This window comes from Streptomyces sp. NPDC001941 (genome assembly GCF_040296945.1).
GTDB lineage: Bacteria > Actinomycetota > Actinomycetes > Streptomycetales > Streptomycetaceae > Streptomyces.
Window position 1 is genome coordinate 13,244 of record NZ_JBEOYE010000030.1, and the last position, 20,623, is coordinate 33,866.

Annotated in this window: 20 protein-coding genes; 8 read left to right on the forward strand and 12 right to left on the reverse strand. The window is 72.2% G+C overall.

Annotated features, from left to right (window positions below; all coding sequences use genetic code 11):
• Positions 1–33: 33 nt before the first annotated feature.
• Positions 34–2,583 carry an ABC transporter ATP-binding protein/permease gene (locus ABT160_RS20965; protein WP_351649207.1) on the reverse strand — a complete coding sequence of 850 codons (2,550 nt, stop codon included), beginning with the start codon at positions 2,581–2,583 and terminating at the stop codon, positions 34–36.
• Positions 2,584–2,819: 236 nt separating this feature from the next.
• Between ABT160_RS20965 and ABT160_RS20970 the strand changes: the two genes are divergently transcribed.
• Together ABT160_RS20970 and serB are read left to right on the forward strand one after the other, a co-directional pair.
• The gene (locus ABT160_RS20970) at positions 2,820–4,637 is read left to right on the forward strand and encodes a streptophobe family protein (RefSeq protein WP_351649208.1); all 1,818 of its coding nucleotides are present in this window, start codon (positions 2,820–2,822) and stop codon (positions 4,635–4,637) included.
• A gap of 72 nt (positions 4,638–4,709) precedes the next feature.
• Positions 4,710–5,921 carry a phosphoserine phosphatase SerB gene (gene serB, locus ABT160_RS20975; protein WP_351649209.1) on the forward strand — a complete coding sequence of 404 codons (1,212 nt, stop codon included), beginning with the start codon at positions 4,710–4,712 and terminating at the stop codon, positions 5,919–5,921.
• Between the two features lie 153 nt (positions 5,922–6,074).
• Here serB and ABT160_RS20980 read toward each other — a convergent pair whose 3' ends face one another.
• The 4 genes from ABT160_RS20980 to ABT160_RS20995 all read right to left on the reverse strand — a co-directional run bounded on the left by ABT160_RS20980 (position 6,075) and on the right by ABT160_RS20995 (position 8,546).
• On the reverse strand, positions 6,075–6,593 hold the full coding sequence (locus ABT160_RS20980; RefSeq protein WP_351649210.1) for a SixA phosphatase family protein: 519 nt from the start codon (positions 6,591–6,593) through the stop codon (positions 6,075–6,077).
• Positions 6,594–6,664: 71 nt separating this feature from the next.
• Positions 6,665–6,871, reverse strand: a complete 207-nt coding sequence (locus ABT160_RS20985; protein WP_351649211.1) for a hypothetical protein — start codon at positions 6,869–6,871, stop codon at positions 6,665–6,667.
• A gap of 266 nt (positions 6,872–7,137) precedes the next feature.
• Positions 7,138–7,284 (reverse strand): SGM_5486 family transporter-associated protein, encoded by a 147-nt coding sequence (locus ABT160_RS20990; RefSeq protein ID WP_351649212.1) that lies wholly within the window; start codon positions 7,282–7,284, stop codon positions 7,138–7,140.
• The gene (locus ABT160_RS20995; RefSeq protein WP_351649213.1) at positions 7,278–8,546 is read right to left on the reverse strand and encodes a CynX/NimT family MFS transporter; all 1,269 of its coding nucleotides are present in this window, start codon (positions 8,544–8,546) and stop codon (positions 7,278–7,280) included. The genes ABT160_RS20990 and ABT160_RS20995 overlap by 7 nt, the downstream gene beginning before the upstream one ends.
• 132 nt (positions 8,547–8,678) lie before the next feature.
• Here ABT160_RS20995 and ABT160_RS21000 point away from each other — a divergent pair, with 132 nt between their 5' ends.
• The gene (locus ABT160_RS21000) at positions 8,679–9,365 is read left to right on the forward strand and encodes a FadR/GntR family transcriptional regulator (RefSeq protein ID WP_351649214.1); all 687 of its coding nucleotides are present in this window, start codon (positions 8,679–8,681) and stop codon (positions 9,363–9,365) included.
• Here the strand turns inward: ABT160_RS21000 and ABT160_RS21005 are convergent.
• From ABT160_RS21005 to fabG, 3 genes are all read right to left on the reverse strand, one after another.
• Positions 9,328–9,705 (reverse strand): hypothetical protein, encoded by a 378-nt coding sequence (locus tag ABT160_RS21005; protein WP_351649215.1) that lies wholly within the window; start codon positions 9,703–9,705, stop codon positions 9,328–9,330. The two genes, ABT160_RS21000 and ABT160_RS21005, sit on opposite strands and share 38 nt — an antisense overlap.
• A gap of 176 nt (positions 9,706–9,881) precedes the next feature.
• The gene (gene fabI / locus ABT160_RS21010) at positions 9,882–10,658 is read right to left on the reverse strand and encodes an enoyl-ACP reductase FabI (RefSeq protein WP_351649216.1); all 777 of its coding nucleotides are present in this window, start codon (positions 10,656–10,658) and stop codon (positions 9,882–9,884) included.
• Positions 10,659–10,663: 5 nt separating this feature from the next.
• Positions 10,664–11,368: a 3-oxoacyl-[acyl-carrier-protein] reductase gene (fabG, locus tag ABT160_RS21015; protein WP_351649217.1), complete on the reverse strand. Its 705-nt coding sequence runs from the start codon at positions 11,366–11,368 to the stop codon at positions 10,664–10,666.
• A gap of 188 nt (positions 11,369–11,556) precedes the next feature.
• Between fabG and ABT160_RS21020 the strand changes: the two genes are divergently transcribed.
• From ABT160_RS21020 to tyrS, 3 genes are all read left to right on the forward strand, one after another.
• Positions 11,557–13,089, forward strand: a complete 1,533-nt coding sequence (locus ABT160_RS21020) for a TldD/PmbA family protein (protein ID WP_351649218.1) — start codon at positions 11,557–11,559, stop codon at positions 13,087–13,089.
• Positions 13,086–14,480, forward strand: coding sequence for a metallopeptidase TldD-related protein (locus ABT160_RS21025; protein ID WP_351649219.1), 1,395 nt, complete (start codon positions 13,086–13,088; stop codon positions 14,478–14,480). Before ABT160_RS21020 ends, ABT160_RS21025 begins: the two co-directional genes overlap by 4 nt.
• A gap of 135 nt (positions 14,481–14,615) precedes the next feature.
• Positions 14,616–15,881, forward strand: a complete 1,266-nt coding sequence (gene tyrS / locus ABT160_RS21030) for a tyrosine--tRNA ligase (RefSeq protein ID WP_351649220.1) — start codon at positions 14,616–14,618, stop codon at positions 15,879–15,881.
• A 141-nt stretch (positions 15,882–16,022) separates the two neighbouring features.
• On the opposite strand, the gene ABT160_RS21035 is transcribed toward tyrS, so the two are convergent.
• Positions 16,023–16,298, reverse strand: a complete 276-nt coding sequence (locus ABT160_RS21035) for a GlsB/YeaQ/YmgE family stress response membrane protein (protein WP_351649221.1) — start codon at positions 16,296–16,298, stop codon at positions 16,023–16,025.
• Positions 16,299–16,511: 213 nt separating this feature from the next.
• On the opposite strand from ABT160_RS21035, the gene ABT160_RS21040 reads away from it, so the two are divergent.
• Positions 16,512–16,856, forward strand: a complete 345-nt coding sequence (locus ABT160_RS21040) for a DUF3099 domain-containing protein (protein WP_351649222.1) — start codon at positions 16,512–16,514, stop codon at positions 16,854–16,856.
• Between the two features lie 231 nt (positions 16,857–17,087).
• Complete coding sequence (locus ABT160_RS21045; protein ID WP_351649223.1) at positions 17,088–17,309, forward strand: hypothetical protein; 222 nt, start codon at positions 17,088–17,090, stop codon at positions 17,307–17,309.
• Between the two features lie 41 nt (positions 17,310–17,350).
• Here the strand turns inward: ABT160_RS21045 and moaA are convergent, their stop codons facing one another.
• From moaA to ABT160_RS21060, 3 genes are all read right to left on the reverse strand, one after another.
• The gene (gene moaA, locus ABT160_RS21050) at positions 17,351–18,340 is read right to left on the reverse strand and encodes a GTP 3',8-cyclase MoaA (RefSeq protein WP_351649224.1); all 990 of its coding nucleotides are present in this window, start codon (positions 18,338–18,340) and stop codon (positions 17,351–17,353) included.
• Between the two features lie 183 nt (positions 18,341–18,523).
• Positions 18,524–20,149 (reverse strand): monocarboxylic acid transporter, encoded by a 1,626-nt coding sequence (locus tag ABT160_RS21055; RefSeq protein ID WP_351649225.1) that lies wholly within the window; start codon positions 20,147–20,149, stop codon positions 18,524–18,526.
• Positions 20,146–20,511 carry a DUF485 domain-containing protein gene (locus ABT160_RS21060; RefSeq protein WP_351649226.1) on the reverse strand — a complete coding sequence of 122 codons (366 nt, stop codon included), beginning with the start codon at positions 20,509–20,511 and terminating at the stop codon, positions 20,146–20,148. Before ABT160_RS21060 ends, ABT160_RS21055 begins: the two co-directional genes overlap by 4 nt.
• Positions 20,512–20,623: the final 112 nt, after the last annotated feature.

Below are 20,623 nucleotides of genomic sequence, written 5' to 3' on the forward strand. Positions count from 1 at the left end.
TGCCGCCCTTCGGCGTGCGTGCGCGCGTCCGCGCTACTTGCGCATGACCTCCGGCTCGTGGCGGCGCAGCAGCCGCGCCACCGCGAAGCCGCAGACGACGCCGATGAAGAGCAGGACGCCGATGTTCATCCCCCACTGGGCCGCGGTGCTCTCCCACAGCGGGTCCAGGTCGGTCGGGTTCTTCTGGTCCCACGGCGGCATCAGGTGCGCCAGGTCCAGGGTGGCGCCCGCCGCCGCGATGGCCCAGCGGGACGGCATCAGCCAGGCGAACTGCTCCAGGCCCGGCGAGCCGTACACCTTGAACAGGATGCCGGTGAAGACGACCTGGACGATGGCGAACATGACGAGGAGCGGCATGGTCTTCTCGGCGGTCTTCACCAGCGAGGAGATGACCAGGCCGAACATCATCGAGGTGAAGCCGAGCGCGATGATCGTGACGCACAGCTCCACGGCCGGCGGCATGATCAGGCCCTTCTCGGGCAGCTCGCGGGGGTAGAAGCCGATGGTGCAGATGATCACGCCCTGGATGGCCGTGATCACTCCGAGGACGATCACCTTGGACATCAGGTACGCCGAGCGGGACAGGCCGGTGGCCCGTTCCCGTTCGTAGATGACCCGTTCCTTGATCAGTTCTCGTACGGAGTTGGCGGCGCCGGAGAAGCACATGCCGACCGCGAGGATCAGCATGATCGTGCCCGCGTCGCCGTTGAACCGGGACGGCGGTGTCGGCTTGCCCAGGCCGAAGGTGGCCGGGATGACCACCGAGACCACGCCGAGCACCGCGGGCAGGATCACCATCAGGCCCAGGAAGCCCTTGTCGGAGGCGATGACCGAGGTGTAGCGGCGGATCAGGGTCCACAGCTGGGCGCCCCAGCCCTGCGGCTTGGGCGGCTTGATCGCCTGCGGCGGCGGCATCTGCACGGACTGCGCGGCGACGGCGTCGATGTCGGCCGCGTACATCTGGTAGTGCTGCGAGCCCTTCCAGCGGCCCGCCCAGTCGTAGTCGCGGTAGTTCTCGAACGCGGAGAAGACGTCGGCCCAGGTGCTGTAGCCGAAGAAGTTGAGCGCCTCCTCGGGCGGGCCGAAGTACGCCACGGAACCGCCGGGCGCCATCACCAGGAGCTTGTCGCAGATCGCCAGCTCGGCCACCGAGTGGGTGACCACGAGCACGGTGCGGCCGTCGTCGGCCAGGCCGCGCAGCAGCTGCATCACGTCGCGGTCCATGCCCGGGTCCAGGCCGGAGGTCGGCTCGTCCAGGAAGATCAGCGAGGGCTTGGTCAGCAGCTCCAGGGCGACCGAGACGCGCTTGCGCTGGCCGCCGGAGAGGGAGGTGACCTTCTTCTCCTTGTGGATGTCCAGCTTCAGCTCGCGCAGCACCTCGTCTATGCGCGCCTCGCGCTCGGACTCGGTGGTGTCCGCGGGGAAGCGCAGCTTGGCCGCGTACTTGAGGGCCTTCTTGACGGTCAGTTCCTTGTGCAGGATGTCGTCCTGCGGGACCAGACCGATGCGCTGGCGCAGCTCGGCGAACTGCTTGTACAGGTTCCGGTTGTCGTAGAGCACGTCGCCCTGGTTGGCGGGCCGGTAGCCGGTGAGCGCCTTCAGCAGGGTCGACTTGCCGGAGCCGGACGGGCCGATGACCGCGATCAGCGACTTCTCCGGGACGCCGAAGGAGACGTCCTTGAGGATCTGCTTGCCGCCGTCGACCGTCACCGTGAGGTGGCGGGCCGAGAAGGAGACCTCGCCGGTGTCGACGAACTCCTCGAGCTGGCCGCCCACGATGCGGAACGTGGAGTGGCCGACGCCGACGATGTCGTTGGGGCCGAGCAGGGCGGTGCCGCCCTTGGCGATCGGCTGGCCGTTGACGTACGTGCCGTTGTGCGAGCCCAGGTCGCGGATCTCGAAACGGCCGTCGGGCGTCGCGTGGAACTCGGCGTGGTTGCGGGAGACCTGGAGGTCGGAGACCACCAGCTCGTTCTCCAGCGCACGGCCGATGCGCATCACGCGGCCCAGCGACAGCTGGTGGAACGTGGTGGGGCTGCGGTCGCCGTAGACCGGCGGGGCCCCCGCGGCACCGCCGGCGCCCGGACCGCCGCCCTGCTGCGGTACCTGCGGCCGCTGTCCCGCGCCCTGCTGCTGCGGCCAGCCCTGCTGGGCGGGCTGCTGCGGGGGCGCCTGGTACGGCGGCGCCTGCTGCTGCCAGCCCTGCTGCCCCGGCGCCGCCTGCGGCTGCGCCTGCTGTGCCTGCGGCGCGGCGGCCTGCGCGCTGTAGGCGCCGGCCGCGGAGCCGGACAGGCTGACCCGCGGTCCGTCGGTCGCGTTGCCGAGGTGGACGGCCGAGCCCGGGCCGATCTCCATCTGGTGGATCCGCTGGCCCTGTACGTACGTGCCGTTGGTGCTGCCGTGGTCCTCGATGACCCAGCCGCGGCCTCCCCAGCTGATCGTGGCGTGCCGCCACGAGACCCGCGCGTCGTCGATCACCAGGTCGCCCTGCGGATCGCGACCGAGGGTGTACGACCTGGACGGATCGAGGGTCCAGGTCCTTCCGTTCAATTCGAGTACGAGTTCTGGCACTCCATGCCCCACGTTTTTGTCCCCCGAGTTACCCCCATCACAGGGAGTCTAGGGATGGCGAACATCGGTGGGAACTATTTCAGGCCCGCACCCGCGACCGAAAGTCGGGCGGTGTGAAGACCGCGCGCAGGCAGGCCCGGACGCCCCGTTGACGCGAGGAGAAACACCCCCGGAGAGTGGTAACCGCCCATGAGTCCCTACGGATCATGAGCAAATGGGGCAACTTGCCATGAATCGGGGGAATCCTGATGGCTGTTGGCGTCACCGGCGGTCACGTACGGCGCATTCGCTGGGCCGATGTGATCCTGGCCTCCATCGCCGCCGTGAGCTGGGCGCTGGTCGCGATGGCGGGCGCCGCGGCCCTCGGCCTGCACCTGCTGGGGGCGGACCGGCAGGGGTCGCTCGGGCCGATGACGGCCGCCGTCGTGGTGCTCGCCGTGGGCGGCTCGGTGACGCCCACCGGGAACGTGTCTGCCTTCGGCCTGGACGGCGCCGCGGCCCGAACGGCCGTCGACATCACGCCACTCGGCGTCTCCCTGGTCGGCGCGCTGGTCCTCGCGTACTTCTTCCTGCGCTCCCTGCGCGGTACGGGAGCGCACCTCGCCGCCGCCGAACTGGCCGCCCGCGTGGCCTCGTTGGCCGTGCTGTTCACCGCGGTCGTCGCCGGGCTCGCCTGGGCCGGGCACGACGTCATCACCTTCGACGGCGACGCGCTGGGCCTGGGGTCGCTGCCCGGGGGCGGGAGCGGCGGCTCCGGTGACGGGGGCCTGGAGATCCCCGGCCTCGGCGACATCGGCGGGCTGCTCCCGGACCGGCTCGGCGACCTGGCCGACGCCAAGGCGAAGGTCGGCTTCAGCGTGGACACCGCGGCCTCGCTGGCGGGCGGGCTGCTCTGGGTGCTCGGCACCGCGGTGATCGCCCTGCTCGCCTCCCGCCGCACCCCGCTGCCGGCCGGGCGCGCCTGGGACGCCGTGCACCGCGTGGTGCGGCCCGCCGCCTCCGCGCTGGTGCACGTGCTGCTGGTCGCCGTGCTCGCCGGGTGGGCGGCCGCGGCGTACGCGGCGGCCACCGACGACCACCCCGGCCGGATCGCGGGCGCCGCCCTCCTCGGGGCGCCCAACGGCGTGTGGCTGGCGGTGCCGCTCGGGCTCTTCGTGCCCTGGGACGGCGGCGCCACCGGGGCCCTGGCCCAGGCGCTGCCGCACCCGCTGGACGACCTCCTGAAGGTCTCGGCGAACGAGCCGGTCACGCTGGGCAGACTCGCCGAACTCGACGGGCGCGTCTGGCTGCTGCCCGTCGCCCTCGGCCTCGCGATGCTGTACGCGGGCGTGCTCACCGCCGTCCGGACCGCGCGCGGCGGCCTCGGCGCCATGGGCTTCGCGGGGCGCTGCGCCCTCAGGCTCGGCGTGCTCACCGCCCTCGCGCTCCCGCTGCTCGTGGCCCTGACCGGCATCTCGGTCGACGCCTCCCTCTCGGTGCTCGGCTTCAACGCCTTCGACGCGGGGATCCGGCTGCACGGCCGCGCCCTGACCGCGCTGGCCCTGGGTGCCGCCTGGGGCGCGGGGGCGGGCGCCCTGGGGGCGCTGCTCGCGCGCGCGGCGGGGGTCGCGGGGCGGCGGGCGGTGCTGCCGGGGGTGCCGGGGGCGGGGGTGCCGGGGGCCGCTCCGCCCGGGGCTCCCCCGGTGCCGGCCCGGAGCCCGGGCGCGCCTGCCGGGGTGCCCGGGATGCCCGGAGTGCCGCCGCCGCCCAGGAGCGCGCCGACCGTCAGCGCCTCGGGGCCCGTGGGCAGTGCGCCCGCACCGGGGCCCTCGGGACCTGCTCCCGGGCAGGGTGGCGGGCAGGGCGGCGGACCCGGTAGCGGGCAGGGCGGCCGTGGACCGTACCGGCCCTCCGTGCCGTACCGGCCGCCCAACCAGGACACCAACCCCTATCTGCGCCCGCCCCAGGGCGTCCACGGCGCCCCCACCGTCGCCGGACCGCTCACCCCCGACCAGCCGCCGCAGCCGCCGCGGGACGCTCCGGAGGAAGGTCCGCCGCCCCCGGGGAGGCCGCGCGGCGGGCGCTGACGGCGGCGCGGCCGTCCGCCAGGCGGGACGGGGGGTCTGGTGGCACCCGGTGCCCTATACGGTGGGAGCACCATGAGCGCATCGCAGACCTCTGACGTTCCCACTCTCCTCGTCAAGATCTTCGGGAAGGACCGCCCCGGGATCACCGCCGGTCTCTTCGACACCCTGGCCGCCTACTCCGTCGACGTGGTCGACATCGAGCAGGTCGTCTCCCGCGGCCGCCTCGTGCTGTGCGCGCTGGTCACCGCGCCGACCGCGGGCGGCACCAGCGAGGGCGAGCTGCGCGCCACCGTGCACAGCTGGGCCGAGTCCCTCAAGCTCCAGGCCGAGATCATCTCCGGCACCGGCGACAACCGGCCGCGCGGCAGCGGCCGCTCGCACGTCACCGTGCTGGGGCACCCGCTCACCGCCGAGTCCACCGCCGCCATCGCGGCCCGGATCGCCGGGGCGGGCGGCAACATCGACCGCGTCTTCCGGCTCGCCAAGTACCCGGTCACGGCCGTGGAGTTCGCGGTGTCGGGCGTGGAGACCGAGCCGCTGCGCACCACCCTGGCCATCGAGGCCGCGGGGATCGGCGTGGACATCGCGGTCGTCTCGGCCGGGCTGCACCGCCGGGCCCAGCGCCTGGTCGTGATGGACGTGGACTCCACCCTGATCCAGGACGAGGTCATCGAGCTGTTCGCGGCGCACGCGGGCTGCGAGGACAAGGTCGCCGAGGTCACCGCCGCGGCGATGCGCGGTGAACTGGACTTCGAGCAGTCGCTGCACGCGCGGGTCGCCCTGCTGGCCGGGCTCGACGCGTCGGTGGTGGAGAAGGTGCGCGCCGAGGTGCGGCTGACGCCGGGGGCCCGCACCCTGATCCGTACGCTCAAGCGGCTCGGCTACCAGGTGGGCGTGGTCTCCGGCGGGTTCACCCAGGTCACCGACGCGCTGCGGGAGTCCCTCGGGCTCGACTTCGCCTCGGCCAACACCCTGGAGATCGTGGACGGCAAGCTGACCGGGCGGGTCACCGGCGAGATCGTGGACCGGGCCGGGAAGGCGCGGCTGCTGCGCCGGTTCGCCACCGAGGCGGGCGTGCCGCTGGAGCAGACGGTCGCGATCGGCGACGGCGCCAACGACCTGGACATGCTGAACGCGGCCGGACTCGGTGTGGCGTTCAACGCCAAGCCGGTGGTCCGTGAGGCCGCCGACACCGCGGTGAACGTGCCGTTCCTGGACACCGTGCTGTACCTGCTCGGCATCACGCGCGAGGAAGTCGAGGCCGCGGACACCGTCGTCGCCTGACCGGCGGGAGCCGGCACACCTGACGTCGGCGGGAGACAACGCACCCGGCGTCCAAGGGAGTTGAGGGGCCCGGCACCCGAGGGGCGCCGGGCCCCTCCCCGTACGAGACGCCGGGCCTTCCCCGTACGAACGGAGGCCGCTCCTGGGTCGCGACTACTCGTGGGGCGCCCAGAACGAGACGAGCTTGCCCACCCCGTGCTCCACGGACTTCCAGGTGCCGGTGAAGCTGACGACGGCGAACGCGGCGGTCGGGAAGCCCGCGCGGTTCATCCGGGCCAGGGCGTCGCCCTCCACCTCGCCCGCGAGGGCGTCGGCCAGCGCGTGCGTGCCCGGGTTGTGGCCGATCATCACGAGGTCGTTCACGTCCTCGGGGGTCTCGTTCAGCACGGCGATCAGCTCGCCGAGCGAGGCCTCGTAGAGCCGGTCCTCGTAGACCGTGCGCGGGCGCTGGGGAAGCTCCTGCACCGCGAGCTTCCAGGTCTCGCGGGTGCGCACCGCGGTGGAGCAGAGGGCCAGGTCGAAGGCGAAGCCGGCTTCCGCGAGCCTGCGGCCCGCGACGGGGGCGTCCTTGCGGCCGCGCTCCGCGAGCGGTCGGTCGTGGTCGGACACCTGGGGCCAGTCGGCCTTCGCATGCCGGAGTAGGACGATCCTGCGGGGTGTATCGACGCTCATGCTTCCCAGCTTCGCATGAATCGCGCGGCCGGGCGCAGGGTGTTGACGGGCATCCCCGGCACGGGTGACGCCTAGCGTGACAGGAGCTCCTGGAGCTGCTGGAGCAGCCGTCCGAGGGCCGGGTCCGCGCCCGTCGCGTGCGCCTCTCCGGGACCGGCTATGAGCAGCAGCAGGGCGACGAAGGCGATGAGCGGGAGGGCGACCGCCCACCAGGGCAGCCGGGTGCCGATGCCCGCCGCGACCGGGGTGCGGGACCGGGTGTGGGTACGGGCCGACATGGCCGCCTCCGTCGGGGTGTTCGAGGGTCGTGGTGCGAGGTACCTCAAACGTACGGATCAAGGAGCCCCGGGCCCATCCGGAGGTCCACCCACTTCACCCTGACCCTGACCCCCTAGGGGACGGGGGGTTAACCCCACCCGCTCCCCCGGCGGCCCGGTGGTTCAGCGGCTCGACGACCCAGCGACCCAACGGCGCAGAGGGCCAGCGGCCCAGAGGCGCCACAGCTCAACACCTCAGAGGTTCAACGGCTCAGAGGTTCAACGGCTCACGGCGACGCGATCGAGGCGATGATCCCGATGACCACCGTGATCGCGAGCATGGCGCCGAGCACGATGAGCAGCTTCTTCTGGCCGTTGGGCGGGTTCGGGTCGAGCACAGGTCCAGGCATGGACCCAGTCTCGCACCTCAGCATTCGTCCTCGATCGTCCGGTCCCGTCCCGCGAGCGAGCCCACGACGATCTGCGGCAGCATCAGGCCGGCCATCAACAGCAGCGGCACGCCCCAGCCGCCCGTCGCCCCGTACAGCACGCCGACCAGCAGCGGGCCCGGGATCGACAGCAGGTAGCCGACGCTCTGCGCGAAGGCCGACAGGCGCACCACCCCGGCACCGGTCCGCGCCCGCATGCCGATCATCGTGAGGGCCAGCGGGAAGGCGCAGTTGGAGACGCCGAGCAGCAGCGCCCAGGCCCAGGCGCCGCCCGCCGGCGCGAAGTACAGGCCGGCGTAGCCGGTGAGGCCGCACAGGCCGAGGACCAGGACGATCGGGCCCTGGTTCCTCATCCGGGTCGCCAGGCGCGGGATGACGAAGGCGAGCGGCACGCCCATGACCATGGTCACGGCGAGCAGGACGCCCGCGGTGGACGCGGAGACCCCGGCGTCGCGGAAGATCTGCGGCATCCAGCCCATGGTGATGTACGCGCCGGTGGCCTGGAGGCCGAAGAAGACGGCGAGCGCCCAGGCGGTGCGGCTGCGGGTGATGCGCGGCGCGGCGCCCTCCGGCGCGGCGGCGGCCACCGGCCCGGCGGGGGCGGCCCGGTCGCGGTCGCGGGCGAGCGGGATCCAGGGCAGGACGGCGACGGCGGCGAGCGCGGACCACACCATCAGTCCGGTCTGCCAGCTGCCGCCCAGCGCCTCGGTCATGGGCACGGTCGCGGCGGCGGCCAGGGAGGTGCCCATGGCCAGGGCCATCGAGTAGAGCCCGGTCATGGTGCCGACGCGGTCGGGGAAGTACCGCTTGACGATCACCGGCATCAGCACGTTGCTGACGGCGATGCCCATCAGGGCCAGCGCGCTGGCGGCGAGGAAGCCCGCAGTGCCGCCCGCGAAGGGGCGGACGGCCAGGCCGGCCGCGATGGCGACCATGCCGGCGCAGACGACGGCGCCCGCGCCGTAGCGGCGGGCCAGCCGCGGGGCGGTGATGCCGAAGATCGCGAAGCAGAGGGCCGGTACGGAGGTGAGGACGCCGGCGACGCCGCCGCTCATCCGCAGCCCGTCGCGGACCTCCTCGTTGAGGGCGCCCAGGCTGGTGATCGCGGGGCGCAGGTTGAGCGCGGCGAGCACGATGCCGACGATCAGGAACCGCACCGTCCACACGCCCGGCCGCGCGGGGGCGTCCTGGGTGGTCGGGGCGGGGGCCTCTTGGGCGTGGCTCAGGGTCCGGGTCTCGTCGGGCATGGCACCATCATAGAATCATGGGATGATTGGTTGTCCAATCCGTTCCCACCGCCCCGACCGGCCCGGCCTCCACGCCACCGTCCGGCCGTCCGGTCCCGTACGGTCCCATCCGGTCCGAGCAGCAGGAGCATCATGTCGCTGACCTCCCCCCGGCGTTCCGGCCTCTCCGACCAGGTGATCGCGCAGCTGCGCAACCAGATCACCTCCGGCGAGTGGCCGGTCGGGTCCCGCATCCCGACCGAGCCGGAGCTCGTCGAGCAGCTGGGGGTGGCCCGCAACACGATCCGCGAGGCCGTCCGGGCGCTCGCCCACAACGGCCTCCTGGACATCCGCCAGGGCTCGGGCACCTACGTGCTGGCCACCAGCGAGCTGGCGGGCGTGATGCACCGGCGGTTCGCCGACGCCGACCCCCGGCACATCGCCGAGCTGCGCTCCACCCTGGAGTCCTCCGGCGCCCGGCTGGCCGCCGAGCGCCGCACCGAGCGGGACCTGGCCCAGCTCGACGCGCTGCTCGCCCGGCGCGAGGAGGCCTGGGAGTCGGGCGAGGCGGACCGCTTCGTGACCGCCGACGCGGCCTTCCACCACGCGGTGGTGTCGGCCTCGCACAACGACGTGCTGACCGAGATGTACGCGGACCTGGGCGACCTGCTGCGCGCGTGGCTGCGGGGCGACGTGGGCGCCGTGCTGCTGCCGGAGAACCACATGGACCACGCGCGCCTGGTCGCCGCGATCCGCGCGGGCGACGGGGACACCGCGGCGGCGGAGGCGGCCGGCTACCCGTTCATGTGCCTGCGGGCCCCGGCACCGGCCGGTGGCTGACCCAGACCTCCCGCACCTCCGTCCAGCAGCGGTCCGCCAGCTCCACGTACTCCGTGGGCCCGACGTCCACCGGGGCGCCGTCGGCGTCGACGTCCCACCAGTTCGCGCACTCCACGTGCAGCTGGACGCGGTCGGTGTCCGGGTAGGGGTTGTGACAGGACGCGGTGACGTGGGACCCGCTCACCCCGGTGACGCAGTCCGCGCCGAAGGGCCGGGGGGCCGGTTCCGCGCGCACGGCGCGCGGGGCGTGCGCGACCGAGGACTGCGCCCCGGGCACCAGCCAGAGGCAGACCGCGCAGGCGGCCAGGGCCGCGGTGGTGGAACGCCAGGTGGTACGCACCTGTGGGACCTCCTCGGCCGGAAGTGCGGGGAGGGCACGAGCTCTGCCCCACCACCCTCACCCGCCGCACCGCCCCCGCGCCCGCCGCGAAGGCCGAACGGGCGATGCCCCGCACCCTGTCGGGTGCGGGGCATCGTCTCCGTACGACCGGAGGGACGTGCGGTACGGCCGGGGCGTCAGGCGCCGATCGCGTGCAGGCCGCCGTCCACGTGGACGATCTCGCCGGTGGTCTTCGGGAACCAGTCCGACAGCAGGGCCACGATGGCCTTGCCGGCCGGCTCGGGGTCCGCCAGGTCCCAGGCGAGCGGGGAGCGGGAGTTCCAGACGTCCGCCAGGTCGCTGAAGCCCGGGATGGACTTGGCGGCCATCGAGCCGAGCGGGCCCGCGGAGACCAGGTTGCAGCGGATGTCCTGCTTGCCCAGGTCGCGCGCCATGTAGCGGCTGGTGGCCTCCAGGGCGGCCTTGGTCGGGCCCATCCAGTCGTACTGCGGCCAGGCGTACTGCGCGTCGAAGGTCAGGCCGACCACCGAGCCGCCCTCGGTCATCAGCGGCAGCAGCGCCATCGTCAGTGACTTCAGCGAGAACGCCGAGACGTGCATGGCGGTGGCCACGGACTCGAACGGCGTGTTCAGGAAGTTGCCGCCGAGCGCGTCCTGCGGGGCGAAGCCGATGGAGTGCACGACGCCGTCGAGGCGGTCGCCGAGCTGCTCGCGGACCAGGCCCTCCAGGCGGGCCAGGTGCTCGTCGTTGGACACGTCGAGCTCGATGACCTTGACGTTCTCGGGCTTGGGCAGCTTCTTGGCGATGCGCTCGGTGAGCGTGGGCCGCGGGAAGGCGGTGAGGATGATCTCCGCGCCCTGCTGCTGGGCGATCTTCGCGGCGTGGAACGCGATGGAGGACTCCATCAGCACACCGGTGATGAGGATCTTCTTGCCCTCGAGGATTCCACTCATGATGGTCAGTGACCCATGCCCAATCCGCCGTCAACCGGGATGACGGCTCCAGTGATGTACGAGGCGTCGTCGGACGCCAGGAAGCGGACCGCCGCGGCGATCTCCTCCGGCTGCGCGTAGCGGCCGAGCGGCACCTGCTTCACGATGTTCGCGCGCTGGTCGTCGGTCAGCACCTTGGTCATGTCGGTGTCGACGAAACCGGGGGCGACGACGTTGAAGGTGATGTTGCGCGAACCCAGCTCCCGGGCCAGCGAGCGGGCGAAGCCGACCAGTCCGGCCTTCGAGGCGGCGTAGTTGGCCTGGCCGGCCGAGCCGAGGAGGCCGACGACCGAGGAGATCAGGACGACGCGGCCCTTCTTGGCGCGCAGCATGCCGCGGTTGGCACGCTTGACGACGCGGAAGGTGCCGGTCAGGTTGGTCTCGAGGACGGACGTGAAGTCCTCCTCGGACATGCGCATCAGGAGCTGGTCACGGGTGACGCCGGCGTTGGCCACCAGCACCTCGACCGGACCGTGCTTCTCCTCGATCTCCTTGTAGGCCTGCTCCACCTGCTCGGTGTCGGTGATGTCGCACTTGACGGCCAGGAAGCCGGCCGGCGGCTCGCCCGACCGGTACGTGATCGCGACCTTGTCGCCGGCCTCGGCGAACGCGCGGGCGATGGCGAGGCCGATGCCCCGGTTTCCTCCGGTGACGAGAACCGAGCGGCTCAACGGATCACCCTTTCGATAGCGGTCTGGTACCTCGAAAACCTATCGGTACGGCCCGGCTCGTGTGGAATCGGGCCCTGACAGTGGCTGCTGGGAAGCACTGTCGGGTCCCTACAGAAAAGGGACTGGGCACCGGGCCCGGTCGCGCGACATGATCGGGGCGACCGTCTCACACCAAACGGGAGACACCTGTGCCAACTGGGACCCATTCGATCGACGAAGCCTTCCTGCGGCTACCGCTGCGGGCCCTCGCCGACGCCGCACTGGCCCGCGCGCGAGCGCTGGGCGCCGAGCACGCGGACTTCCGCCTGGAGCGGGTGCGCAGCGCCTCCTGGCGGCTGCGCGACGCCCGGCCCGCGGGCTCGTCCGACACCACCGACCTCGGCTACGCGGTGCGGGTGGTGCACGGCGGCGCCTGGGGGTTCGCCTCCGGCGTCGACCTCACCATGGACGCCGCCGCGCGGGTCGCCTCGCAGGCGGTCGCGATGGCCCAGCTGTCCGCGCGGGTGATCGCGGCCGCCGGGTCGGACGAGCGGGTGGAGCTGGCGGCGGAGCCGGTGCACGCCGAGCGGACCTGGGTCTCGTCGTACGAGATCGACCCGTTCACCGTGCCCGACGAGGACAAGACGGGGCTGCTGGCCGACTGGAGCGGGCGGCTGCTGCGCGCGGACGGCGTGGCGCACGTGGACGCCTCGCTGCTCACCGTGCACGAGAACAAGTTCTACGCGGACACCGCGGGCACCGTCACCACGCAGCAGCGCGTCCGGCTGCACCCGCAGCTGACGGCCGTCGCGGTGGACGCCACGACCGGCGAGTTCGACTCGATGCGCACCATCGCCCCGCCGGCCGGGCGCGGCTGGGAGTACCTGACGGGCACCGGCTGGGACTGGGACGCGGAGCTGGAGGAGATCCCGGCGCTGCTGACCGAGAAGATGCGCGCGCCCAGCGTCGAGGCGGGCGCCTACGACCTGGTCATCGACCCCTCCAACCTGTGGCTGACCATCCACGAGTCGATCGGCCACGCCACCGAGCTGGACCGGGCGCTCGGCTACGAGGCGGCCTACGCGGGCACCTCCTTCGCCACCTTCGACCAGCTCGGCAAGCTGACGTACGGCTCGTCGGTGATGAACGTGACCGGTGACCGCACCGCCGAGCACGGCCTGGCGACCATCGGCTACGACGACGAGGGCGTCGAGGGCCAGTCCTGGGACCTGGTGAAGGACGGCACGCTGGTGGGCTACCAGCTGGACCGGCGCATCGCGAAGCTCACCGGGCTCGGCCGCTCCAACGGCTGCGCCTACGCCGACTCCCCCGGGCACGTGCCCGTGCAGCGCATGGCCAACGTCTCGCTCCGGCCGGAGCCGGGCGGGCTGTCGACGGAGGACCTGATCGGCGGGGTGGAGCGCGGCATCTACGTCGTCGGCGACCGCTCCTGGTCCATCGACATGCAGCGCTACAACTTCCAGTTCACCGGGCAGCGCTTCTTCCGCATCGAGAACGGGCGGCTCGCCGGGCAGCTGCGGGACGTGGCGTACCAGGCGACGACCACCGACTTCTGGGGCTCCATGGAGAAGGTCGGCGGCCCCCAGACGTACGTCCTGGGCGGCGCCTTCAACTGCGGCAAGGCCCAACCGGGCCAGGTCGCGGCGGTCTCGCACGGCTGCCCCTCGGCCCTCTTCCGGGGCGTCAACGTTCTGAACACCACCCAGGAGGCCGGCCGATGAGCCCCCGTACGACCAAGCCGCACGAGATCGTCGAGCGCGCCCTGGAGCTGTCCACCGCCGACGGCTGCGTGGTCATCGCCGACGAGCTCTCCTCCGCCAACCTGCGCTGGGCCGGGAACGCCCTGACCACCAACGGCGTGACCCGCGGCCGCACCCTGACCGTGATCGCCACGGTCGACGGCACCGAGGGCACCGCCTCGGGCGTCGTCTCCCGCACCGCCGTCACCGCCGACGACCTGGAGCCCCTGGTGCGGGCCGCGGAGGCCGCCGCGCGCGCCGCGGGCCCCGCCGAGGACGCCCGGCCGCTGGTCACCGGGGTGCCCGCGAGCCCGGACTTCGCGGACGCGCCCGCCGAGACCTCCTCGGCCGTCTTCACGGACTTCGCGCCCGCCCTAGGCGAGGCCTTCGCCCGGGCCCGGGAGGGGGGCCGCGAGCTGTACGGCTTCGCCAGTCACGAGCTGACCTCCACCTACCTGGGCACCTCCACGGGCCTGCGGCTGCGGCACGACCAGCCGAACGGCACGCTGGAGCTGAACGCCAAGTCGCCCGACCGGACCCGGTCGGCCTGGGCGGGCCGGGCCACCCGGGACTTCAAGGACGTGGACCCGGGCGCCCTGGACGCGGAGCTGGCCGTCCGGCTCGGCTGGGCGGAGCGCCGGATCGAGCTGCCCGCGGGCCGCTACGAGACGCTGCTGCCGCCGACCGCGGTCGCGGACCTGCTGATCTACCAGCTGTGGTCGTCGGCGGCCCGGGACGCGGCCGAGGGCCGTACCGTCTTCTCCCGCCCCGGCGGCGGCACCCGGGTCGGCGAGCGGCTCTCGCCGCTGCCGCTGAACCTGCGCAGCGACCCGCACGAGCCCGGTCTGGAGTCCGCGCCGTTCGTCGTGGCGCACTCCTCGGGCGACGACTCGTCGGTGTTCGACAACGGACTGCCGCTGGAGCCCACCGCGTGGGTGCGCGAGGGCGAGCTGGCCCGGCTGACCACCACCCGGCACAGCGCCGCCCTCACCGGGCTGCCGGTGGCCCCGACGGTGGGCAACCTGGTGCTGGACGGCGGTGGCGACCGCTCGCTGGCGGAGATGGTGGCCGCGACCGGGCGCGGGCTGCTGCTGACCTGCCTGTGGTACATCCGCGAGGTCGACCCGGCGACGCTGCTGCTGACCGGGCTGACCCGGGACGGCGTCTACCTGGTGGAGGACGGCGAGGTGGTCGGCGAGGTGAACAACTTCCGGTTCAACGAGTCGCCGGTGGACCTGCTGTCGCGCGCCTCGGAGGCGGGGCGGACCGAGCGGACGCTGCCGCGCGAGTGGGGCGACTACTTCACCCGGGCCGCGATGCCGGCGCTGCGGGTGCCGGACTTCAACATGAGCTCGGTCAGCAAGGGCGTGTGACCGCCCGCGGCGATCGGACCCGGTCGGCGAGGGCGTGTGACCGCCCGCGGCGCTTTAACCCGGTCGGCGAGGGCGTCTGACCCGCCTAGACTGGCCGGAGACCCTTTTCATCCCGTACAGAGGAGACGTACGACCGTGACGGACATCGTCGACGAGCTGAAGTGGCGCGGGCTGCTCGCCCAGTCCACTGACGAGGACGCCCTGCGCAAGGCGCTCGCGGACGGTCCCGTGACGTTCTATTGCGGCTTCGACCCGACCGCGGCCAGCCTGCACGTCGGGCACCTGGTGCAGGTGCTGACCATGCGCCGCCTGCAGCAGGCCGGCCTGCGGCCGCTGGCCCTGGTGGGCGGCGCGACGGGTCAGATCGGCGACCCGCGCCCGACCGCGGAGCGCACGCTGAACGACCCGGCGACCATCGCCCTGTGGGTGGACCGGCTGCGCGCCCAGATCGAGCCGTACCTGTCCTTCGAGGGCGAGAACGCGGCGACGATGGTCAACAACCTGGACTGGACCGCGGGGCTGTCCGCGATCGAGTTCCTGCGGGACATCGGCAAGCACTTCCGCGTCAACAAGATGCTCACCAAGGACTCGGTCGCCCGCCGTCTGGAGTCCGAGCAGGGCATCAGCTACACCGAGTTCAGCTACCAGCTGCTCCAGGGCATGGACTTCCTGGAGCTGTACCGCCGCCACGGCTGCACCATGCAGCAGGGCGGCAGCGACCAGTGGGGCAACCTCACGGCCGGCCTGGACCTGATCCACCGCCTGGAGCCGGACGCCGAGGTGCACGCCGTGGCGACGCCGCTGATGACCAAGGCGGACGGCACCAAGTTCGGCAAGTCCGAGACGGGCACCCTGTGGCTCGACCCTGAGATGACCACTCCGTACGCGTTCTACCAGTTCTGGCTGAACACGGACGACCGGGACGTCTCCCGCTACCTGCGGATCCTGTCCTTCAAGTCCCGCGAGGAGCTGGCGGAGCTGGAGCGGCAGACCGAGGAGCGCCCGCAGGCGCGCGCCGCCCAGCGCGCGCTGGCGGAGGAGCTGACCACGCTGGTGCACGGCGCCGGCCAGTGCGCCGCCGTCATCAACGCCTCCAAGGCGCTGTTCGGCCAGGGCGAGCTCGCGGACCTGGACGAGGCGACGCTGCGCGCCGCGCTGTCGGAGCTGCCGCACGCGCGGGTCTCGGAGCTGGGGCAGGTCGTGGACCTGTTCGCCGAGGTCGGCCTGGTGGCCAGCAAGTCGGCGGCGCGCCGCACGGTGAAGGAGGGCGGTGCGTACGTGAACAACGTCAAGGTCACCGCCGAGGACGCCGTGGCGACCACCGGTGACCTGCTGCACGGCCGCTGGCTGGTGCTGCGGCGCGGCAAGAAGAACCTGGCGGCGGTGGAGGTCACGGCCTGACCGCCGCGCCCTGTGCGTCGCACGGGTGGCCCGGGTCCGCGGAGCGTCGCGGAACCGGGCCACCGGTGTGCCGGGCGGAAACGGTCGGGAACTGCCCGGCGCGCGGGCCGGACCCCTTGCGGGGCCCGGCCTCCGTGCACGTCAGGTGCGTTGTCTGTCCCCTCTGATCGCCTGCCAGAGCAGGTCGCCCACACCGACCACGGCGACGGCGCCGATCAGCTGGAGCAGGTGCCTGATCCAGTCGATTCCCTTGGTGTCGTTGACTCCGATCCAGCTCGCGACGGCATTGCCTACGATGCTGCCGAGAATTCCGAACACGGTCGTCAGCCACAGTGGGATCTGCTGTTTGCCCGGCAGGATCGCCTTCGCGATCAGACCGAGCACCAGACCCACGATGATTGCCCACAACCAGCTCATGGTCGCCTCCTCATGCGGCGCGGTGTGCCCATGTGCGCCCAGTCTCCGGCCATCGGCCATACGGCGCATGTCGGACGAGTCCGTACGTGTCGTCCGGGGCGTCCCGGCCCGGTGAAGTCCGGCCCCGCTCTCGTACCGCGCGGACCCCGGGCGTACGGTGGAACGACGCGAGGGCCGGGGAGAGCCCCCAGGGAGTTACGGGTGGTGGACGCGATGCGGAAGCACGGTGGCGCCGAGGTCTTCCGGATCACCGGAGCCCGGCAGGGCCTCGCGGACGACGTGCGCGGTCGGCAGCGCCGGTACGTGATCTCGATGCTGGTGCGGACACTCTCCGTGATCGGCGCGGCGGTGCTGTGGAACGTGGAGCGGCACGTGGCGATCGTCTGCCTCGCCCTGGGCGTGCTGCTGCCGTACGTGGCCGTGGTGATCGCCAACGCGGGGCGGGAGAACGCGCCCGGGCTGCCCTCCACGTTCGTGCCCGCGCCGGTGCGCCCGGCCCTTCCGGCGCCGGAACCGGTGGCGGACGAGCGGACGGAACGGCGCTTCGAGCAGACCTGATCGCGGCCGGTCGCGGCGGCGGTCCTTCCGTTTGCGGCACGGCCCGCACGGGGGCCGAAGCTCAAGAAAAGCTCAGATCAATCATGAAGTTCCAGTGCACCGCACCGGGGTCCGCGTGACATACTGCCTGTGCGCTCCGCATCCCCCGTCGGAGCGACGGACCGACGCCGGGCAGCTCCCCCCGTGGCTGCTCGGCGTCGCCTTGTTTCCAGGCCGTTTTGGGACGAAACCGTGAGTGAAGAGAACCCGATCTGCTCCGCCAAGGGCTGCCGCGCCGACGCCGTGTGGGTACTGGCGTGGAACAACCCGAAGCTGCACACGCCGGAGCGCCGCAAGACCTGGCTCGCGTGCGACGAGCACCGCGAGCACCTGTCGCGCTTCCTGGACGTCCGGAGCTTCCTGAAGGACGTCGTGACGCTCGCCGACTGGCAGGAGCGGGAGCGCGGGGCGTAGCCCCGACGGGGACGGCCACCGCCCGTACCACAGGGCTCCGGTCAGCCGCCGATCGCCGACATCGGGCGGTCGGGCTGCAGGAACGTCGGGTCGTCGAGACCGGATCCGGCCTTCTTGCCCCACATCGCGACCTTCCAGATGCGGGCGACCTCCTCGTCCGGCGCGTCCGAGCGCAGCGCGGCCCGCAGGTCGGTCTCCTCGGTGGCGAACAGGCAGGTGCGGATCTGCCCGTCGGCCGTCAGCCTCGTACGGTCGCAGGCGCGGCAGAAGGGGCGGGTGACGGAGGCGATGACGCCCACCCGGTGGGAGCCGCCGTCCACGACCCAGCGCTCGGCGGGCGCGGAGCCGCGCTCGTCGTCGCCCTCGGCGGTGAGGGTGAAGCGGGTGCGCAGGGAGGCCAGGATGTCACCGGCCGTGATCATGCCGTCGCGCTTCCAGCCGTGCTGGGCGTCCAGCGGCATCTGCTCGATGAAGCGCAGCTCGTAGTCGTGCTCCACGGCCCAGGCCAGCAGGTCGGGGGCCTCGTCGTCGTTGAGCCCCGGCATCAGCACCGAGTTGACCTTCACCGGAGTGAGTCCGGCGTCGCGCGCGGCGGCCAGGCCCTCCAGGACGTCCTTGTGGCGGTCACGGCGGGTGAGCGTCTTGAAGACGTCGGGCCGCAGGGTGTCCAGCGAGACGTTGACCCGGTCGAGGCCGGCCGCCTTGAGGGCGGCGGCGGTGCGCTTGAGGCCGATGCCGTTGGTCGTCAGGGACATCCGGGGGCGCGGCTCCAGGGCCGCGCAGCGCTCCACGATGCCGACCAGGCCGGGGCGCAGCAGGGGCTCGCCGCCGGTGAAGCGGACCTCGGTGACGCCCAGGTCGGTGACGGCGATGCGGACCAGCCGGACGATCTCGTCGTCGGTGAGCAGGTCCGGCTTGGAGAGCCACTGCAGGCCCTCCTCGGGCATGCAGTACGTACACCTCAGGTTGCACCGGTCGGTCAGTGAGACCCGCAGGTCGGTGGCGACTCGGCCGTAGGTGTCGATGAGCACTGCTGGCCCCCTCCCGGACGATCAGGACGTCGTGGCGCCGTGGTGGCGCGACGACGTGTGCGGTGCGACGGGATCGAGCCTACGCCAGCACACCGACAACATCAGGGGCCGATTGTCACGAGGTACGGCACGGCCGCGTCGTAGGGTCCTACGACGCGGCCGTGTCCCAGAGGTCCGCGCAGGTCAGTGGGCGCCGACTCCGGTGAGCGACTTGACCTCGAGCTCCGCGTACTTGCCCTTGTCCGGCTGCTCCTTGGACAGCAGCGAGCCGATCCAGCCGAGCAGGAAGCCCAGCGGGATGGAGACCAGGCCCGGGTTCTCCAGCGGGAACCAGTGGAAGTCGACGGTCTTGAACATCGACGTCTTGGGGTTGCCGGAGACCACCGGGGAGAACAGCACCAGCACCACGGAGCTGACCAGGCCGCCGTAGATGGACCACAGCGCGCCCTGGGTGGTGAAGCGCTTCCAGAACAGGCTGTAGAGGAGCGTCGGCAGGTTGGCGGACGCGGCGACCGCGAACGCCAGGGCGACCAGCCCGGCGACGTTGAGGTCGCGGGCGAGGGCGCCGAGGGCGATGGAGACGATGCCGATGAAGACGGTCGCCCAGCGGGCCGCCCGCACCTCCTCCTTCTCGCTGGCCTGGCCCTTGCGGATCACGTTCGCGTAGATGTCGTGCGCGAAGGACGACGACGAGGCGAGGGTGAGGCCGGCGACGACGGCGAGGATGGTGGCGAAGGCGACCGCGGAGATCACGGCCAGCAGGATCGCGCCGCCCGCCGAGTCCGTGCCGCCGATGTGCAGGGCGAGCAGCGGGGCGGCGGTGTTGCCCGCCTTGTTGGACGCGGTGATCTCGGCCGGGCCGACGAGCGCGGCCGCGCCGAAGCCCAGCGCGATGGTCATCAGGTAGAACGCGCCGATGATGCCGATGGCCCAGTTGACGGACTTGCGGGCGGCCTTGGCGGTGGGGACGGTGTAGAAGCGGATCAGGATGTGCGGCAGTCCCGCGGTGCCGAGCACCAGGGCGATGCCGAGCGAGAGGAAGTCCAGCTTGGAGGTGCCGGTGGCGCCGTACTTCAGGCCGGGCTCCAGGAACGCCGCGCCCTTGCCGCTGTTCTCCGCCGCCTTGCCCAGCAGGTCGGAGATGTTGAAGTGGAACTTCAGCAGGACCAGGAAGGTGATGAGCAGGGTGCCCGCGATGAGCAGGACGGCCTTGACCATCTGCACCCAGGTGGTGCCCTTCATGCCGCCGATGGTGACGTACACGATCATCAGCAGGCCGACCAGGGCCACGATCGCGACCTTGCCGCCGTCGCTGGTGATGCCCAGCAGCAGCGAGACCAGGACGCCCGCGCCCGCCATCTGGGCGAGCAGGTAGAAGATCGAGACGACGATGGTGGAGGTGCCCGCGGCGGTGCGCACCGGGCGCTGGCGCATCCGGTAGGCGAGGACGTCGCCCATGGTGAACCGGCCGGAGTTGCGCAGCGGCTCGGCCACCAGGAGCAGCGCGACCAGCCAGGCGACCAGGAAGCCGATGGAGTACAGGAAGCCGTCGTAGCCGAACAGGGCGATGGCGCCGGCGATGCCGAGGAAGGACGCGGCGGACATGTAGTCGCCGGAGATCGCCAGGCCGTTCTGGAAGCCGGTGAACTGGCGGCCGCCCGCGTAGAAGTCGGCGGCGGACTTGGTCTGCCGGCCGGCCCACACGGTGATCACCAGGGTCGCGACCACGAACAGGCCGAAAAGAGTGATGATCAGCGGGCGGTGCTGGGTGGTGGCGCTCTCGGCGGCGAGCGTCAGGGTCGTGCTCATGCGTCGGCCTCCATACGGGACTTGATCGCTTCCGCCTTGGGGTCGAGCTTCTCGGCCGCGTGCCGCGAGTAGAGCCAGGCGATGAGGAAGGTGGTCAGGAACTGTCCGAGGCCGAGCACGAGGGCCACGTTGATGTTGCCGAAGAGCTTGGTGCCCATGAAGCCGCCCGCGTAGTTGGACAGCAGCACGTACAGCAGGTACCAGGCGATGAACCCGAGGGTGAGGGGGAAGGCGAAGGAGCGGTGCGCGCGCCGCAGCTCGCCGAACTCCGCGCTCTCCTGCACCACGACGAACTCCTCGGTCGTGGGCTGGGCGGACCTGGTGTCCGTGCCGCCCTCGGGCGGCGGTGCATCGGTAGCCACGGATTCTCCTCGCGACGCGGGTGCGGTAGGGATGGACAAGAAGTGCCTCACAGGGGTCGGCGGGTGATGTTGGTCCTCCCCCTGACAACGGCACGGAGCGCGGGGCCGGGTG

Coding starts and splice junctions, on each gene's coding strand:
- ABT160_RS20970 (WP_351649208.1), top strand. CDS start 2,820: ATGGCTGTTGGCGTCACCGGCGGTCACGTACGGCGCATTCGCTGGGCC.
- serB (WP_351649209.1), top strand. CDS start 4,710: ATGAGCGCATCGCAGACCTCTGACGTTCCCACTCTCCTCGTCAAGATC.
- ABT160_RS20980 (WP_351649210.1), bottom strand. CDS start 6,593: ATGAGCGTCGATACACCCCGCAGGATCGTCCTACTCCGGCATGCGAAG.
- ABT160_RS20985 (WP_351649211.1), bottom strand. CDS start 6,871: ATGTCGGCCCGTACCCACACCCGGTCCCGCACCCCGGTCGCGGCGGGC.
- ABT160_RS20990 (WP_351649212.1), bottom strand. CDS start 7,284: ATGCTGAGGTGCGAGACTGGGTCCATGCCTGGACCTGTGCTCGACCCG.
- ABT160_RS20995 (WP_351649213.1), bottom strand. CDS start 8,546: ATGCCCGACGAGACCCGGACCCTGAGCCACGCCCAAGAGGCCCCCGCC.
- ABT160_RS21000 (WP_351649214.1), top strand. CDS start 8,679: ATGTCGCTGACCTCCCCCCGGCGTTCCGGCCTCTCCGACCAGGTGATC.
- fabI (WP_351649216.1), bottom strand. CDS start 10,658: ATGAGTGGAATCCTCGAGGGCAAGAAGATCCTCATCACCGGTGTGCTG.
- ABT160_RS21025 (WP_351649219.1), top strand. CDS start 13,086: ATGAGCCCCCGTACGACCAAGCCGCACGAGATCGTCGAGCGCGCCCTG.
- ABT160_RS21035 (WP_351649221.1), bottom strand. CDS start 16,298: ATGAGCTGGTTGTGGGCAATCATCGTGGGTCTGGTGCTCGGTCTGATC.
- ABT160_RS21040 (WP_351649222.1), top strand. CDS start 16,512: ATGCGGAAGCACGGTGGCGCCGAGGTCTTCCGGATCACCGGAGCCCGG.
- ABT160_RS21055 (WP_351649225.1), bottom strand. CDS start 20,149: ATGAGCACGACCCTGACGCTCGCCGCCGAGAGCGCCACCACCCAGCAC.